Source organism: Streptomyces sp. CB01635 (genome assembly GCF_002803065.1).
Classification (GTDB): domain Bacteria; phylum Actinomycetota; class Actinomycetes; order Streptomycetales; family Streptomycetaceae; genus Streptomyces.
The window spans coordinates 35,931-51,974 of the sequence record NZ_NNBL01000007.1 but is presented as its reverse complement, the minus strand read 5'-3'; the positions used below and the strand labels follow the sequence as shown (position 1 = coordinate 51,974).

10 protein-coding genes and 1 pseudogene are annotated in these 16,044 nt (G+C 70.2%); 3 read left to right on the top strand and 8 right to left on the bottom strand.

Annotated features, from left to right (window positions below):
- Positions 1-97: 97 nt before the first annotated feature.
- Positions 98-607 carry a hypothetical protein gene (locus tag CG723_RS20955; RefSeq protein ID WP_100595012.1) on the bottom strand — a complete coding sequence of 170 codons (510 nt, stop codon included), beginning with the start codon at positions 605-607 and terminating at the stop codon, positions 98-100.
- Between the two features lie 244 nt (positions 608-851).
- On the opposite strand from CG723_RS20955, the gene CG723_RS20950 reads away from it, so the two are divergent.
- Both CG723_RS20950 and qcrB read left to right on the top strand, forming a co-directional pair.
- Positions 852-1,460, top strand: a complete 609-nt coding sequence (locus CG723_RS20950) for a YceI family protein (protein WP_100595011.1) — start codon at positions 852-854, stop codon at positions 1,458-1,460.
- A 507-nt stretch (positions 1,461-1,967) separates the two neighbouring features.
- Positions 1,968-3,611 carry a cytochrome bc1 complex cytochrome b subunit gene (gene qcrB, locus CG723_RS20945; protein WP_100595010.1) on the top strand — a complete coding sequence of 548 codons (1,644 nt, stop codon included), beginning with the start codon at positions 1,968-1,970 and terminating at the stop codon, positions 3,609-3,611.
- Positions 3,612-3,626: 15 nt separating this feature from the next.
- Here qcrB and CG723_RS20940 read toward each other — a convergent pair whose 3' ends face one another.
- From CG723_RS20940 to CG723_RS20930, 3 genes are all read right to left on the bottom strand, one after another.
- Entirely contained in the window at positions 3,627-4,502 is an 876-nt protein-coding gene (locus tag CG723_RS20940; RefSeq protein ID WP_100595009.1) for an LLM class flavin-dependent oxidoreductase, read from the bottom strand.
- 189 nt (positions 4,503-4,691) lie between these two features.
- Positions 4,692-6,065 carry a hypothetical protein gene (locus tag CG723_RS20935; RefSeq protein WP_100595008.1) on the bottom strand — a complete coding sequence of 458 codons (1,374 nt, stop codon included), beginning with the start codon at positions 6,063-6,065 and terminating at the stop codon, positions 4,692-4,694.
- A gap of 93 nt (positions 6,066-6,158) precedes the next feature.
- Entirely contained in the window at positions 6,159-9,191 is a 3,033-nt protein-coding gene (locus tag CG723_RS20930; RefSeq protein WP_100595007.1) for a glycoside hydrolase family 3 protein, read from the bottom strand.
- 279 nt (positions 9,192-9,470) lie between these two features.
- Between CG723_RS20930 and CG723_RS20925 the strand changes: the two are divergent.
- A pseudogene (locus tag CG723_RS20925) lies at positions 9,471-10,949 on the top strand (glycoside hydrolase family 30 protein); the annotation flags it as partial.
- A gap of 84 nt (positions 10,950-11,033) precedes the next feature.
- Here the strand turns inward: CG723_RS20925 and cimA are convergent.
- The 4 genes from cimA to CG723_RS20905 all read right to left on the bottom strand — a co-directional run bounded on the left by cimA (position 11,034) and on the right by CG723_RS20905 (position 16,041).
- Positions 11,034-12,659, bottom strand: a complete 1,626-nt coding sequence (gene cimA / locus CG723_RS20920) for a citramalate synthase (RefSeq protein ID WP_100595006.1) — start codon at positions 12,657-12,659, stop codon at positions 11,034-11,036.
- A 294-nt stretch (positions 12,660-12,953) separates the two neighbouring features.
- On the bottom strand, positions 12,954-14,270 hold the full coding sequence (locus CG723_RS20915; RefSeq protein WP_100595005.1) for an MFS transporter: 1,317 nt from the start codon (positions 14,268-14,270) through the stop codon (positions 12,954-12,956).
- A 108-nt stretch (positions 14,271-14,378) separates the two neighbouring features.
- The gene (locus CG723_RS20910) at positions 14,379-14,933 is read right to left on the bottom strand and encodes a TetR/AcrR family transcriptional regulator (RefSeq protein WP_100595177.1); all 555 of its coding nucleotides are present in this window, start codon (positions 14,931-14,933) and stop codon (positions 14,379-14,381) included.
- A 79-nt stretch (positions 14,934-15,012) separates the two neighbouring features.
- On the bottom strand, positions 15,013-16,041 hold the full coding sequence (locus CG723_RS20905; RefSeq protein WP_100595004.1) for an agmatine deiminase family protein: 1,029 nt from the start codon (positions 16,039-16,041) through the stop codon (positions 15,013-15,015).
- Positions 16,042-16,044 lie beyond the last annotated feature (3 nt).

The window sequence follows — 16,044 nt, the reverse complement described above, 5'->3', positions numbered from 1 at the left end:
GGGCGCGGCCGGTCAACGGACTCGGCACTTCCGGGCGGCGGCAGTCCAACAACCACCGCCCGGAAGTCCAAGTCAGCGCCTGCGGGCGCCGGTTGGATCAGCAGCCGCCGCAGTTGTAGTAGAGGACGTCCCAGTGGTTGCCCTCGTCGGCGTAGATGTTGCCGGAGCCCGACTGGTACTGCGGGGCTCCGTCGCCGCGCAGGCCGATGTACGTGAACGTGTTCTTGATGTAGTTCGTGACGCAGGTGTTCTTGCCGTAGTCGAGCTTGTAGCCGTTCCAGTGCGAGTAGGTGCCGCTCGCGTGGCCGGTCTCGGTGCCGCCGGTGATGTTCAGGGCGCAGCCGGTGGCGCGCTTGAGGGTCTGGGCACCCTGGGCGGTGGCGAGGTTGAGCTGGTCGAAGGACGTACAGGTGGAGTTGTTGCGGTTGGAGCAGCCGCCGGAGGACGACCAGGTGATGCCGACCTGGCTGAACATCGAGGTCGCGGTGGCGTGGCTGATCTTGGTGGCGGCCTGGGCGTCGGTGGCGGAGCTGAACACACCGAAGCCGGGGGCGAAGAGGGCGCCGAGTACGAGCGCGAGGGCGCTCACGACCGAGCGGATTCTCATGGGGAGGAGGTCCTTCCTGCTGGTGACCGTGCTGGCTGTGAGACGGCTGTGCAGGTGGAGCAAGGAGATAGTGCCCGAGTTCTACGCGCGTCCGCCAGAGCGCGTCGAGTGATGACACGGTGTAATCGAGAAGACACGAGTCGATTGATGTTGAAAGTTGAACAGAATGGCGCTACAGTCATTCTCGTTGAACATTAAACATTCAACGGACTCCCCCGCCCCGCCCCGTCCCCAAGGAGCAGTCATGGGTCTCTTCGGCCGCAAGAACGACGACGCCACCCCCGCAGCCACCGGCACCGCCGGCCCCGACCTCGCCGCGCTGACCGGCGACTACGCCATCGACCCGGCGCACACCACGATCGGTTTCGTGGCCCGTCACGCCATGGTCACCAACGTCAAGGGCTCTTTCACCCAGTCGTCGGGCACCCTGCACCTGGACGGCGCGGACCCGGCGAAGTCGACCGCGTCGATCGACGTCACGATGAGCAGCATCGACACCGGCTCCGCCGACCGTGACACCCACCTGAAGAGCTCCGACTTCTTCAAGACGGACGAGTTCCCGACGATGACGTTCCGCTCCACCTCCGCCGAGTCCCTGGGCGGCGACGACTACCGGATGACCGGCGACCTGACGATCCTCGGCACCACCAAGCCGATCACGATCGACCTCGAGTTCAACGGCTCGGCGACGGACCCGTTCGGCAACGAGCGCGTCGGCTTCGAGGGCAAGGGCCAGATCCTGCGCTCCGAGTGGGGCCTGACCTGGAACGCGGCCCTGGAGACCGGCGGCGTCCTCGTCTCGGACAAGATCAAGCTGACCTTCGACATCTCGGCGATCAAGAACGCCGCCTGACGCTGCCGCCGCGAGCCGGACCCCTCACGGCTCCCCGCACCACGAGCACGCCCGTCCTTCCCGTCCCCCGCGGACGAAGGGCGGGCTCTCGTCGTACAGGGGGCCCAACCGGGGCTCGACATGGCCCAAAGCGAAGGAAGTCCGCCCCGCCTGCGGCACCCGGCACAACGAGGGGCGGGATTCCGCGACTTCCTGCTTCTTCGCGCTGCGCCAGGACGTCGCGGACCTCAACACCCTTGCCCACGCGTCCTGTTACACCGATCTGCCCGGCGAGGCCACGCATCTCTTCCGGCTTCTCGACGGGCACGCGACCCGTGCCCCGTGGTCGCGCCACGGCGCGCCGGAGGAGATCTTCACGCGCCGGCAGTCGAAGCTCCCGGGCCGACCGGGCCTACACGAATGTGATGCGGGCCACAAAGCTCCTCTGTGATGTCACATTCCGGCCCGTCCTTTCCGTCCAAGTGTCGAGCACCCATGTGGTGAGCGCCCAGGGGAGGAGCGAGCCTGATGTCCGAGAGGGCCGCGGAAGGCAGCACGGGGACGGCGCGGGAGAGAGGGCCGGCACCGGCCGGTGAGCGGCTCGCGGACTGGGCGGACGGCCGGCTCGGCCTGCACACCCTGTCCAGGAAGTACCTGCGCAAGGTCTTCCCGGACCACTGGTCGTTCCTGCTCGGCGAGGTCTGCCTCTACACGTTCGTGATCCTGGTCCTGACCGGGGTCTATCTGACCCTGTTCTTCCACCCGTCGATGAACGAGGTGGAGTACCACGGCAGTTACGTCCCGCTCAACGGGATCCGGATGTCCGAGGCGTACGCCTCCACGCTCGACATCAGCTTCGACGTGCGGGGCGGACTGCTGATCCGGCAGATCCACCACTGGGCGGCGCTGATCTTCGTCGCCGCGATGCTCCTGCACATGATGCGGCACTTCTTCACGGGCTCGTTCCGCAAACCGCGCGAGCTGAACTGGGTGTTCGGCTGGACGCTGCTCCTGCTCGGCCTGTTCGAGGGCCTGCTGGGGTACTCGCTGCCGGACGACCTGCTCTCCGGTACGGGCATGCGCTTCCTCGACGGGGCGATCCTGTCGGTGCCCGTCGTGGGGACGTATCTGTCGATGTTCCTGTTCGGCGGCGAGTTCCCGGGACACGACATCGTGGGGCGGTTCTACTCGGTGCACGTGCTGCTGTTCCCCGGCATCATGGCGGCGCTCGTGGTGACCCATCTGATCCTGGTCGTCTACCACAAGCACACGCAGTTCCCGGGTCCGGGGAAGACCGAGCGGAACGTCGTGGGGGCGCCGTTCTTCCCCGTGTACCTCGCCAAGGCCGGCGGCTTCTTCTTCCTGGTGTTCGGCGTCGTCGCGTTCCTCGCGGCCGTCGCGTCCATCAACCCCGTCTGGAATTACGGGCCTTACCGGGTCGACCAGGTGTCCACGGGAGCGCAGCCCGACTGGTATCTGGGGTTCGCGGAGGGGCTGCTGCGGGTGATGCCGGGGTGGGAGATCACGCTGTGGGGGCACACGCTGGCCCTGGGCGTGCTCGTCCCGCTGGTCGTCTTCCCCGCGGTGCTCGTCGTGATCGGTGTGTATCCGTATCTGGAGGCCTGGGTCACGGGCGACCGGCGCGAGCACCATCTCCTGGACCGGCCGCGCAACCGGCCGGTGCGCACAGGGCTCGGAGTGGCCTGGCTGACGTTCTTCCTGGTGGCCCTGGTGGGCGGCGGCAACGATCTCTGGGCCACCCGCTTCCATGTGGCGCTGAACGCGGTCACCTGGTTCGTGCGCGTCGCCCTCCTCATAGGCCCGGTGATCACCTTCGTGATCACCCGGCGGATCTGCCTGGGACTGCAGCGCCGCGACCGTGAACTGGTGCTGCACGGAAGGGAGTCGGGCCGCATCAAGCGCCTCCCGCACGGCGAGTACGTGGAGATCCACGAGCCGCTCACCCAGGCCCAGCTGCACATCCTGACCGCCCACGAACAGCCCCCCGCCCTGGAGAGCGGGCCGGAGACCGACGTGAACGGCGTGCGGCGGCGCATACCCCGGGCCGAGCGGCTCCGGGTGCGCCTCTCGCGCGGCCTCCACGGAGAGGGTGCGCAGGTGCCGAAGCCGACCGCGCGGGAGTACGAGGAGGCGCAGCGCGAGCACCGGTGAGGCAGGCAGGTGGCGTCAGAACACCACGTCGGCCAGGCGGTCGACCTGGTCGGGGTCGGTGCCCCAGCAGTAGAGCATCACTTCGTCCGCGCCGATGTCCGCGAAGCCGGAGACCGCCTCGCGGATCTGTGCGGGAGCCGCGAGCATGCGCTCGGCCGATCCCGCGGCGCGCGGGTCGAAGCCGTAGTACGCGGTGATGGCGTCGCGGGCACGGGCGATCAGGTCGTCCGGGCCGAGCGCCACATTGACCTGGGCGACCAGGCGCGGGCGGCCGGGGCGGCCGTGCTCGTCCCAGAGCCGCTCCACATCGCGGAACATCGGGTCCATCCACTGCGGAGGCAGCGCGGCGCCGAGGAAGCCGTCGCCGAAGCGGGCCACGCGGGCGAGGGCCGCCGGTGCGAAGCCCCCGAAGAGGACCTCGGGGCCGCCGGGGGTGACGGGGGCCGGGCCGATCGGGCCGACGCCCCCGGCGTCGTCGTAAGGGTGGCCCGCCCAGGTGCGCCGCAGGGTCTCCATCTGCTGGTCGAGGCGGCGGCCGCGGCGGCGGATGTCGATGCCCGCGGCACGGCAGTCGTCCTCGCGTCCGCCGACGCCGATGCCGAGCGTGAAGCGGCCGCCGGACATCCGGTCGAGGGTCGCGGTCTGCTTGGCGAGCAGGGCGGTGCCGTGGTGCGGGGCGAGCAGGACCTCGGTCTGGAGCCGGATGCGGGAGGTGGCTCCGGCGAGAGTGGCGAGGGTGATCAGGGGCTCGGGGTTGTCGTAGACGAGCCGGTCGAGGAGGCCGAGCGTGGAGAAGGGGGTCGCGTCGGCGCGGCGGGCCCAGTCGAGCAGGACGGCGGGGTCGTCGACGGGCAGGCCGAGGCCGATACGCGGGGTGGCTTCGGTACGCATGGGGTGGGGCTCCTTCGGAAGGGGGCATGCGGAATCTCGCTGCCGCCCCTCCGGGACCGCGCACGGTGTGTACGTGCCGGCTTGCTTCCCGTCTGCGGCGTACTTCTGGGGAAGCGGTTCGTAAGAGTGCGGTCAGGCTAGCCGGGGCGCCTGCCTTCGCGCCTCCCCTTTTCTGGACCGGCAGAGCGCTCAGAAGCCGCCGCCGAAGTCCCCGCCTCCCCCGAAGTCGCCTCCGCCGCCGAAGTCCCCGCCGCCTCCGAAGTCCCCGAAGTCGTTCGAGTCGAAGTCCGCCCCCGAGTAGTCCCCGCCGTCATATCCGGCTCCCGCGCCGAAGTCGCCGTATCCGGAGCCGTAGTCGGCCGCGTAGGCGGGGCTCGCCATCATCGAGCCGAGCACCGTGCCGAGGAGGAGCCCGGGCAGGATGCCGCCGCCGAAGTAGCCGCCGGCCCAGGGGCCGTAGGCCGGGCCCGCGTCGTAGTAGGGGCGGCGCTCGCCGTAACCCGTGTCGACCGTGCGGACCATGGGGTCGACGCCGTCCTTGAGCCGGGTCGCGTCGGCCGCGCAGACCGGGACCTCGCGCTCGGCGCCGGACGGGGGCGCCCACCGCGCGTCCGTCACGGACGGCCCGTGCCGGGGGTCGAAGAAGCAGGGCACCCGGCGCTCGGGCAGCGGCCTGCCCTCACGTCGCGCCGCCAGCATGGCCAGCGAGAACCGCCCGTCGTCCAGGGACTCGGTCACCCCGCGCACCTCCTCGGGGCGCTGGGCGGCGGCCATGAACTGTTTCGCCTTCTCGTACGAGTCGAGCGCCCGCTCGTAGTCGGCGCGCATCGCGTCGTCGGCGCCGGGTTCGGCAGGGTGGAAGTCGAGCCGGTCCAGCTCCTCGCCGAACGCCGTGATGTCCTCGTCGACGACCACGCGGAGCTGCTCCAGGGCGGCACGCTGCTCGTCCTCGCGCTGCTTGCGCCGCCTGCGGGACACGGCGTACGCGGCGCCGCCGCCCGCGACGACGACCGCGCCGATGGCGATCAGGGCGCCGACCGGTGCGCCGCTGTCACCGCCGCCGCCCGCACCCCACGCGGAGGGCGCGGAGCCGCTCGCGTTGCGGAGCGCCGTGTCGACGAAGTCGTTGAGCTGCGTGGTGACGTTCTCGCCCTGGACACTGGTCGTCAGATTCTTGACCGCGTCCTGGGACATGACCCGGCTGTCGGCCCTGGCGTCGAACTGCTGGCCGAGACGGATCGCGTAGACGCCGGTGACGCCGGTCTTGGTGCGCAGGTCGGTGAAGAGGTCCTGCTTGGGGAAGTCTGCGGGCAGGACGGCCACCATGACGGGCTTGTCCGCGTCCTTGATCTTCTTGGTGAGGGCGTCGGCGTCCCCGGCGGACAGCTGCGCGGAGGCGGCCGGGTCGACGTACACAGGGCTCTTCTTGAGGGCGTCGGCCACGGTCGAGACGTCGGAGGCAGCCGCCTGGGCCCCCGGTGTCACCGCCGTCATGGCACTCAGGGCGAGGAGTGAACCGGAAAGGACGGATATCAGGCGCGATGCCCGACGGGTGGGCCTCATACCTCGACGCTAACCCAGGAGGGGCCCGGATGCCGTATGTACCGCAAGGAGGGGCCCACCGCACTCCGGTGGTGAGCCCCTCCTCGCGCCGTCTCACGCGGCGCGGTACGCCTCGGCCAGCTTCGCGACCGCGTCCGCGTAGCGCCCGGACAGGAGCAGGTGGTCGGCGTCGGCGAACGGCTTGGCCACCGCCGGCGTGATGTCCTGTCCCACCTTCTGCTGGACGAGCAGCCGCGCCCTGCCCACGACCGCCCGGCCCGCCTCGGCCGACCCGGCCTTCTGCGCCGCGGCGGCCGCCAGGGCGAGGGCCTTGAGGGTGAGCGTGCCGCCGCCCGGCGGGGTGCGCAGCGTCGTCAGGCCCCAGCCGAAGGGGAACTGCGGGTCGTACGCCGTGTCCCCGACGTTGATCGGCAGCTGGGCCTCCGACTTCGGCCAGGTCACAGGCAGTTGCCCGGTGAACGGCTTGGCCCCGTACAGGACGTCCGCGACGCCGTCGCCCTCCGTGCCGGGCAGCCAGGACGCGACGAGCGCGTCGATGTCGCCCAGCCGGTCGCCGATGAGCTGCGGGCGCCCGGAGACGATGAGCACGGCGCACTTCATGGCGCCGCACACCTTGTCCACCGCTGCCTGGTCGGCGGCCGTGAGCTCCAGGTCGTTGCCGTTGCCGACGTCGCCGATGCCTTCCGCGTACGGGGTCTCGCCGACCACGACGACGCCCACGTCGTAGCCGGCCGTGGGCGCGGAGGCGTCCTTGGAGTAGCTGATGGTGGCGCCGGGTGCGGCCTTCTTCATGCCCTCCAGGACGGTCGTCCCGTCGGTGATCTTTCCGGACGAGCCCTGCCAGGTGACGGTCCAGCCGCCGGTCTGGTTGCCGATGTCGTCGGCGTTGGACCCGGCGACGTACACCCTCTGGCTCTTCTTGAGGGGGAGCACGCCGCCCGCGTTCTTCAGGAGGACCTGGGACTCGGCGGCGGCGGTGCGGGCGACGGCGCGGTGTCCGGCGGAGCCGATGGCGGCGGCCCCGCTCGTGTCCGTGCCGACGGATCGCTTCTCGAAGAGGCCCAGTTTGAACTTCTGGGTCAGGATCCGCGAGACCGCGTCGTCGATCCGCTTCTCGCTGATCCGGCCGGCCTTCACCTCGTCGATCAGCGTCGTCCGGAAGTCCTTGTACGCGGACGGGACCATGATCATGTCGAGGCCGGCGTTGACCGACGTACGGACGTCGGACGCGTAGTCGCCGGGGAGCTGGTCGATGGCCTGCCAGTCGCTGATGACGAAGCCGTCGAAGCCCATGCGGTCCTTCAGGACTCCGTTGATCATGGCGGCGTCGGCGTGCATCTTCACCGGGCCCTCGCCGTCGCCGATGATGTCGAGCGACGAGTACGAGGGCATGACCGTGCCGACCCCACGGTCCACGGCCTCCTGGAACGGCGCGAGGTGCACCGCCTCCAGCTCCTGCCGCGTGACCTTCGTGACGCCCTGGTCGACGGTGTACGAGCCGGTCGTCGACGAGCCGTACTCCGTGCCGCCGTCGCCCACGAAGTGCTTGGCGGTGGCGAGGACCTTGTCGTCCCGGTCGAGATCCTTGCCGCTGCGTGCCCCTTGGAGCCCCTGGACGACGGTCTCCATCTGCTTCACGAGAGCGGGGTCCTCGCCGAAGGACTCGTACGACCTGCCCCAGCGTTCGTCACGGGAGACGCACAGGCAGGGCGCGAAGTCCCAGGGGATGCCGGTGGCGCGGACCTCGGCGGCCGTGACCGCGCCCGCCTTCTCGGCCGCCCCCGGGTCGCGGGTCGCGCCGATGCCGATGTTGTGCGGCAGGACCGTGGCGCCGACGAGGTTGTTGTGGCCGTGCACCGCGTCCACGCCGTAGATCAGCGGGATCTGGAACCGCGTCGCCTGTGCCCGGAGCTGGAATCCGTTGATCATCTTCGCCCAGGCCGCGGCGGTGTTCGGCGTCGGTGTCGAGCCGCCGCCGGAGAGCAGCGAGCCGAGGTCGTACGCGGCGATGTCGCCGCCCGTGCCGACCGCGTTGCGCTCGGCCTGCGTCATCTGGCCGGCCTTCTCCTCCAGGGACATCCGGGAGAGCAGGTCGGCGACGCGCCGCTTCACCGGGAGCTTGGTGTCGAGGTAGGGCAGCCCGTGGGCGTCGATCACCACCTGCGGGGTCTCGGCGGGCGCCTTCGCGCCGGTGACCGTCAGCTTCAGGGGGATCGTCTCGGCGGACTCGGCCGCCTTGTCCTTGAGGGTCGGTACGGACACGGTGTGCGCGGCGCCCGAAGCGGTGCCTGCCGGGAAGGTGAACTCGCCCTTGACCGGCGTGTAGTCCGTGCCCGCGCCGGCGCTGCCGCCCGCGCTCTCGTACGCGACCGTGACCGGCTCGGCGAGCGGGGCGGAGCCGGTGGTGGCGACCGAGATCGGCACGGCGGCCGTGCCGCCCTCCTTCACCGGGTAGACGGCGGCGCCCGTCAGGACCTTCGTGGTCAGGGCGGGGTCGGCCTTGCCGTACAGCTCGACGCCGTCCATGGCGAAGGTGCCGGGCGTGCCGGTCGGCAGCGTGAGCGCGTAGCCCCACATCTCGGTGAGGCCGAGGTTCTGGTCGATGCCGCCGACGGGCTGGTAGTCGGTGCGGTACGTGAAGTCGGTGAAGGGGATCTCGACCTGGTGCCAGCCGGTCCACTCGTCGGTGAAGGAGGTCGTCCACAGCTCGGACGCCTCGCCGTTCGAACCGCCGTCCTTGATCTCGAAGTTGACCCGCTTGCCGCTGTTCTTCCCGTCCCACCAGAAGCGGATGCCCTTGTGCGCGGACCAGTCGTGGCCCGGCTCGTTCGCGGCGAAGTCGTGGGTGAAGCCGCCGTAGCCGCTGATGTCGTACGTCCCGGAGAGGACCTTGTCGCCTTCGGGGGCGTCACCCCGCGCCGCGAGCTCCAGCTTGGGCGGGTCGTCGCTGTCGCCGCCCCACGTGAAGATGCCCTCCGCGGGCTGGGACGCGAAGGGGACCTCGCCCTCGAAGCGGTCGACGGGCACCGGCGGCGGTTCCTCGGCGCCGGTCGCCGCGCCCGCCGAGGCGAGCGGGAGCAGCCCCGTGAGCAGGGCTGCGGAGACGAGCAGGGCGGTTCTTCGCATGGACTTCCCTTCGGCCGGTTCGGGTACGCGCCGCAACCTCTGGGGGTGACGGGAGTCCCTGGTGAAGCTCAAGACTTAGCTCACGCCGTGAGTTAACTGGCGCCCCGTGAACCCGTCAAGACTTCACGTCAGAACCGGTGCACAGCCAATTCCCGCCGGGTTACTGGGCAGTTGAGCATTCAGTTTCTGAACGCGCCCCCCCTTGACTCCCGTTCGCAGCCGTCATTTACTCACGCCTCGCACGCCCCATCTCCTCACCCCCACGAAGGGCGGCGCACCATGAGAACCCCCAGAAGAGTCCGTTCGGGTCCGCGCCGGGCGGCCCGTCTGCTCGCCGCAGGGCTGCTCACGACCGCGGGCCTGACCGGGCTCGTGGCCTCCCCCGCGCAGGCCGCGGGCGAGCCGGTCACGGCCTGGCTCACGACCACGGACGACGCCGGCGGACGCCATGTCGTCCGCGGCCTCGAACAGCAGGCCCCGTTCTCCTTCCAGGCGGGCACCGGCGGCGGTGGCGAGAACATCACCGTCGACGACAACACCCGCTACCAGACCTTCACCGGCGGCGGCGCCTCGTTCACGGACACCGCGGCCTGGCTGATGAACAGCAGCGGAGCCCTGTCACCGGCCACGCGCGACGCCACGATGCGCAAGCTGTTCTCCCCCACCGACGGCATCGGCCTGTCGTTCCTGCGCAACCCGATGGGCGGCTCCGACCTGGCCCGTTTCGGCTACACGTTCGACGACGTGCCCGCCGGACAGACCGATCCCGACCTCTCCGAGTTCTCCGTCGCCCACGACCTCGCGGACGTCCTGCCCCTCACGAAGCAGGCCCGTCAGCTCAACCCGAACGTCACCGTGATGGCCTCCCCGTGGACCGCACCGGCCTGGATGAAGGACAGCGGACAGCTCAACGGCGGCTGGCTGAAAGCGGAGGACTACGGCACCTACGCCTCGTACTTCGTGAAGTACCTCCAGGCGTACCGGGACCGGGGCGTCCCGGTCGACTACGTCAGCGCGCAGAACGAGCCGACGTGCTGCGGTGGTTACCCTTCGATGAGCTGGAACGCCTCGGGGCTCGCCTACTTCACCAAGAGCGAGCTGCTGCCGAAGCTTGCCGCCGCCGGCCTGAACACCAAGGTGCTCGCGCACGACTGGAACTGGGACACGTACGACGGGTACGCGGCGCAGACCGTGGACGACGCGGCGGTGCGCTCGCACCCGAACTTCGGCGGCATCGCGTGGCACGGCTACGGCGGCGACGTCGCCAAGCAGAGCAGTATCCATGACCGCTACCCCCAGCTCGACGCCTTCGGGACCGAGCACTCAGGCGGCACGTGGATCGCCGACCAGCAGCGCGAGGACATGCTCAACATCGTCGACTACACCCGCAACTGGGCGAAGTCGGTGACCAAGTGGTCGCTCGCCGTGGACCAGAACATGGGCCCGCACAACGGCGGCTGCGGCACCTGCACGGGGCTCGTGACCGTGCACAACGGTGACGGGCGCAGCGGACAGGTCGACTACACCGTCGAGTACTACACGATGGGCCATCTGACGAAGTTCGTCCGGCCCGGCGCCCAGCGCATCGCGTCGACCGGCAGCTCGGCCGTGCCGAACGTCGCCTGGCGCAACCCGGACGGCTCGAAGGCGCTCATCGCGTACAACGGCGGCACGTCCGCGAAGACGTTGACCGTCAACTGGGGCGGGCAGCACGCCACTTACTCGCTGCCCGCGAAGACGTCGGCGACGTTCACCTGGTAGCAGGCGTTCCGCCTGGCAGCAGAGCGGCAGAAAGCCGGAGGGGCCGGTCCGCGGCCCCTCCGGCGTCTGCGCATGTGCCGCCTACTCGACCGGCTCGACCCCGGCCCGCAGAAGCCCGTACGTGTAGGCGTCCTCGAGGGCGCCCCACGACGCGGCGATGACGTTCTCGGCGACGCCGACGGTGGACCACTCGCCCGCGCCGTCGCTGGTGGAGATCAGCACGCGGGTCGTGGAGGACGTGCCGTGCTTGCCCTCCAGGATGCGGACCTTGTAGTCGACGAGCTCCAGCTTGGCGAGCTGCGGGTAGATCCGCTCCAGGCCGACGCGCAGGGCGCGGTCGAGGGCGTTGACCGGGCCGTTGCCCTCGGCCGTGGCGACGATGCGCTCGCCCTTGGCCCAGAGTTTCACGGTCGCCTCGTTGGCGTGGCTGCCGTCGGGGCGGTCCTCGACGATGGCCCGCCACGACTCGACGCGGAAGTAGCGGCGGGCGCGGCCCTCGGCCTCCTCGCGCAGGAGGAGTTCGAAGGAGGCGTCGGCCGCCTCGTACGTGTAGCCCTTGAGCTCGCGCTCCTTGACGCGCTCGACGACGCGGCCGACGAGCTCACGGTCGTCGGAGATGTCGACGCCGAGCTCCTTGCCCTTGAGCTCGATGGACGCGCGGCCCGCCATGTCGGAGACCAGCATGCGGATGCGGTTGCCGACGAGGTCCGGGTCGATGTGCTGGTAGAGGTCCGGGTCGACCTTGATCGCCGAGGCGTGCAGGCCCGCCTTGTGGGCGAACGCCGAAACTCCCACGTACGGCTGATGCGTGGAGGGCGTGAGGTTGACGACCTCGGCGATGGCGTGGGAGATGCGGGTCATCTCGCGCAGGGCGCCCTCGGGGAGGACCTTCTTGCCGTACTTGAGCTCCAGGGCGGCGACGACCGGGAAGAGGTTGGAGTTGCCGACGCGCTCGCCGTAGCCGTTGGCCGTGCACTGCACGTGGGTCGCGCCCGCATCGACGGCGGCGAGGGTGTTGGCGACGGCGCAGCCGGTGTCGTCCTGGGCGTGGATGCCGAGGCGGGCGCCCGTGTCGGCGAGGACCGTGGCGGTGATCGCCTGGACCTGCGCGGGCAGCATGCCGCCGTTGGTGTCGCACAGGACGACCACGTCGGCGCCCGCCTCGTGCGCGGCCGTGACGACGGCCTTGGCGTACGTGGGGTTGGCGCGGTAGCCGTCGAAGAAGTGCTCGCAGTCGACGAAGACGCGGCGGCCCTGCTCGCGCAGGTGGGAGACGGTGTCGCGGACCATCTCCAGGTTCTCCTCGAGCGTGGTGCGCAGGGCCAGTTCGACATGGCGGTCGTGCGACTTGGCGACCAGGGTCACGACCGGGGCGCCGGACTCGACGAGCGCCTTGACCTGCGGGTCCTCGGACGCCTTGGCGCCGGCGCGGCGGGTGGCCCCGAACGCGACGAGCTCCGCGTGCTTGAAGTCGATCTCCTGCCGGGCGCGGGCGAAGAACTCGGTGTCGCGGGGGTTGGCGCCGGGCCAGCCGCCCTCGATGAAACCCACGCCGAAGTCGTCCAGGTGCCGGGCGATGGTCAGCTTGTCCGCGACGGTCAGATTGATGCCCTCACGCTGCGCGCCGTCGCGCAGCGTGGTGTCGAAGACGTGGAAGTCGTCGTCGACGCGGGAAGCGGGGAAATGGTCGTCGGTTGCGTCCGTCATGCTGATCTGGCTCCTGTGTCGGATCTCGGTCTACCGGAATGACCGGCTCCACCGTCCCCCTATGATCCCTCGCGCTCCGGTCCTGGCGTGTGGTGGTCCAGGAAACGAAAAAACCCCTCGCGGGTGCGAGAGGTCTGCGCGCGGGTCGAGACGACGATGTCCGCCCGTACGTGGTCGTACGTGGCGGTCACTGCGGACCGGCGCGCCTGCTGCCAATAATCATGGCGAACGAGAGCACATCGGCAGTCTGCCACAGCCCGGGCGTGGCCCGGACCGTGGTCTCACGATGTGGGCTCAGACCGCTTCGGCCGCGCGCTTCTCGGCCTCGGGCACGGCGACCTCGACCCGGTTCAGGTCGATGTCCCTCGTCTCGCGCATCGTCAGGTAGACGATCAGCGACACGGCGGCGCACCCGGCGACGTACCAGTAGAAGCCCGACTCCAGGCCCGCGTCCTTGAACCACAGGGCCACGTACTCCGCGGTGCCGCCGAAGAGCGCGTTGGCGATGGCGTACGGGAGGGCGACGCCGAGGGCGCGGATGCCGGTCGGGAACAGCTCGGCCTTCACGCACGCGTTGATCGACGTGTAGCCGGTGACGACGACGAGGGCGAGCAGGGCGAGGCCGAGGGCCGGCCAGAAGGAGCCCGCGTGCTTGAGCATCGTCATGATCGGCACGGTCAGGAAGGTGGAGCCGACCGCGAAGGTGATCAGGAGCGGGCGGCGGCCGATCCGGTCGGACAGCTTGCCGGCGAGCGGCTGGATGCAGGCGAAGACGATCAGCGCGCAGAACGAGACGAGCGTCGCGGTCTGCTTGCTCAGCCCGGCGGAGTTGGAGAGGTACTTGGTGAGGTACGTCGTGTACGTGTAGTACGCGACGGTGCCGCCCATCGTCAGGGCCATCACGAGGAACGCCTCGCGCCTGTGCGCCCACAGCGCCGTGAGAGTGCCCTTGCTGTCGGCGCCCGCGTCGTCTGCGGACTCCTCGTAGACGTCGGTCTCCAGCATGTTGCGCCGCAGATAGAAGATGATCGCGGCGCCCAGCGCGCCGATGATGAACGGGATGCGCCAGCCCCAGCTGTGCAGCGCGTCGTCGGACAGGGTGCGCTGGAGAATGATCTGGAGGCCGAGGCCCACGATCTGACCCGCGGTCATGGAGACGTACTGGAAGCTGGACGCGAAGCCGCGCCGGCTCGGGTCGGACGCCTCGGTGAGGTAGGTGGCGCTGGCCGCGTACTCGCCGCCGACCGAGAGGCCCTGCAGGAGGCGGGCGATGAGCAGGACGACGGCGCCGCCGTACCCCGCGACCGCGTAGGTGGGCGCGATCGCGATGAGGACGGCGGACGCCGACATCAGCGTGACGGTCAGGGTGAGCGCCGCTTTACGGCCCTTGCGGTCACCCACCCTGCCCAGCAGCCAGCCGCCCACGGGCCGCATGAAGAAGCCGACGGCGAAGATGCCGGCCGTGTTCATCAGCTGTGCCGTGGGGTTCCCGTCGGGGAAGAAGGCTCCCGCGAAGTACGTGGCGAAGCTCGCGTACACGAACCAGTCGAACCACTCGACCATGTTCCCGGCCGACCCGACCAGGATCTTCTTCCATTGCTCTCGTCCCATGGGCGGCCACGGTGCCGGAATGCTCTGCTCCGTGACAAGGGTGTACCGCGCAACGATCACGCTTACTTGTGTTCATGGAACGTCAGCGGATGCGGCGCGCGCGAAGGGCTACGCGGGGTTCTTGACCAGCGCCTCGTCCAGGAACTCCCGTACATGGGACAGGATTTGGGCCCGGTCCGTACCGCGCAGGCCGATCGCGACATGGATGGAGAAGCCGTCGAGCAGCGCCCGCAGCCGGGACGCGAAACGGTCGGGGTCGAGCGGCGGGAGCTCGCCGCGCGAGGTGCCCTCGGCGAGCAGCGCGACGAGGTCGCGGTGCCAGGCCAGCTCGATCGCGGCCTGCCGCTCGCGCGCGTCGCCGTCGGCCTCGGCGTTCTGCGAGCGGTTCCAGACCTCCAGCCAGAGCGTCCAGTGCGGGTCGCCCTGCGCGTCGGGGACATACAGGTCGACGTACGCGTCGAGACGCTCGCGGACCGTGCCGCCGCCGGACAGGAGCCGCGCCCGCTCCGCGCCGAGGCGGCCCTCGCTCCACTCCAGGGTCCGCAGGAGCAGCTCGTCCTTCGAACCGAAGTAGTAGAGGAGGTGGCCGCTGCTCATGCCGACCTCGCGGCCGAGCGCGGCCATGGTGAGCTTCTCCAGCCCGCGCTCGGCGATCATCTCCATGGCTGCGGCGAGGACCTCTTCGCGCGGAGGGGCGTTCTTCCGGCGGGCCTGGGCTGCCACGGGGACTCCTGCGGGTCTTTCAGTGTGCGGGCGTGGTCTCGGGTTGCTGCTGGGTGATGCAGTGGATGCCACCGCCCCCGGCGAAGATCGTACGGGCGTCCACGAGCTGGACGGTCCTGCCCGGGAAAAGACGGCGGAAGATCCCGGCAGCGACCTCGTCGTTCGGGTCGTCGAAGGAGCACAGGACGACGCCGTCGTTGCACAGGTAGTGGTTGATGTACGAGTAGTCGACCCAGCCCTCGTCGTCCTTGAGGACGGTCGGCGCGGGGACCTCGACGACCTCCAGGGGCCGGCCCTTGGCGTCCGTCTCGCCCCTGAGCTGCGCGATGAGCTGCTTGCTCAGCTCGTGGTCGGGGTGGGCGGGGTCCTGCTGCGAGTGGACCAGGACGACGCCGGGCGCGGCGAACGCGGCGACGATGTCGACGTGGCCGCGGGTGCCGTAGACGCCGTAGTCGCCGGTGAGGCCGCGCGGCAGCCAGATGGCCTTGGTGGTGCCGATCCGGGCGTGGATCTCCTGCTCGACCTCGGCCTTGGTGCGACCCGGGTTGCGGTCCGGGTCGAGCTGCACGGTCTCGGTGAGGAGCACGGTGCCCTCGCCGTCGACGTGGATGCCGCCGCCCTCGTTGACGAGGGAGGAGGAGTGGACAGGGACGCCGGCGAGGTCCGCGATGTGGCGGGCTATCTTCGCGTCGTGCTCCCAGACGGCCCAGTCCTGGGCGCCCCAGCCGTTGAACGTCCAGTCCACTGCGGCCAGTCGTCCGTCGCCGACCACGAACGTGGGGCCGATGTCGCGCATCCACGCGTCGTCGAGGTCGCGCTCGACGAGCTCGATGTCGTCGCCGAGGAGCGCGCGGGCCGAGTCGCTCTGGCCGGGGGCGACGATCACGGTCACCGGCTCGAAGCGGCGTACGGCGCGGGCCACGGACGCCCAGGCTTCGCGGGCCTCGGCCAGCTCCTCGTCGTTGGTGAACGTCGGGTTGGGGCTCGGCCAGGCCATCCAGGTGCGCTCGTGCGGGGCCCACTCGGGGGGCATGTGGAAGCTGCTCATGAG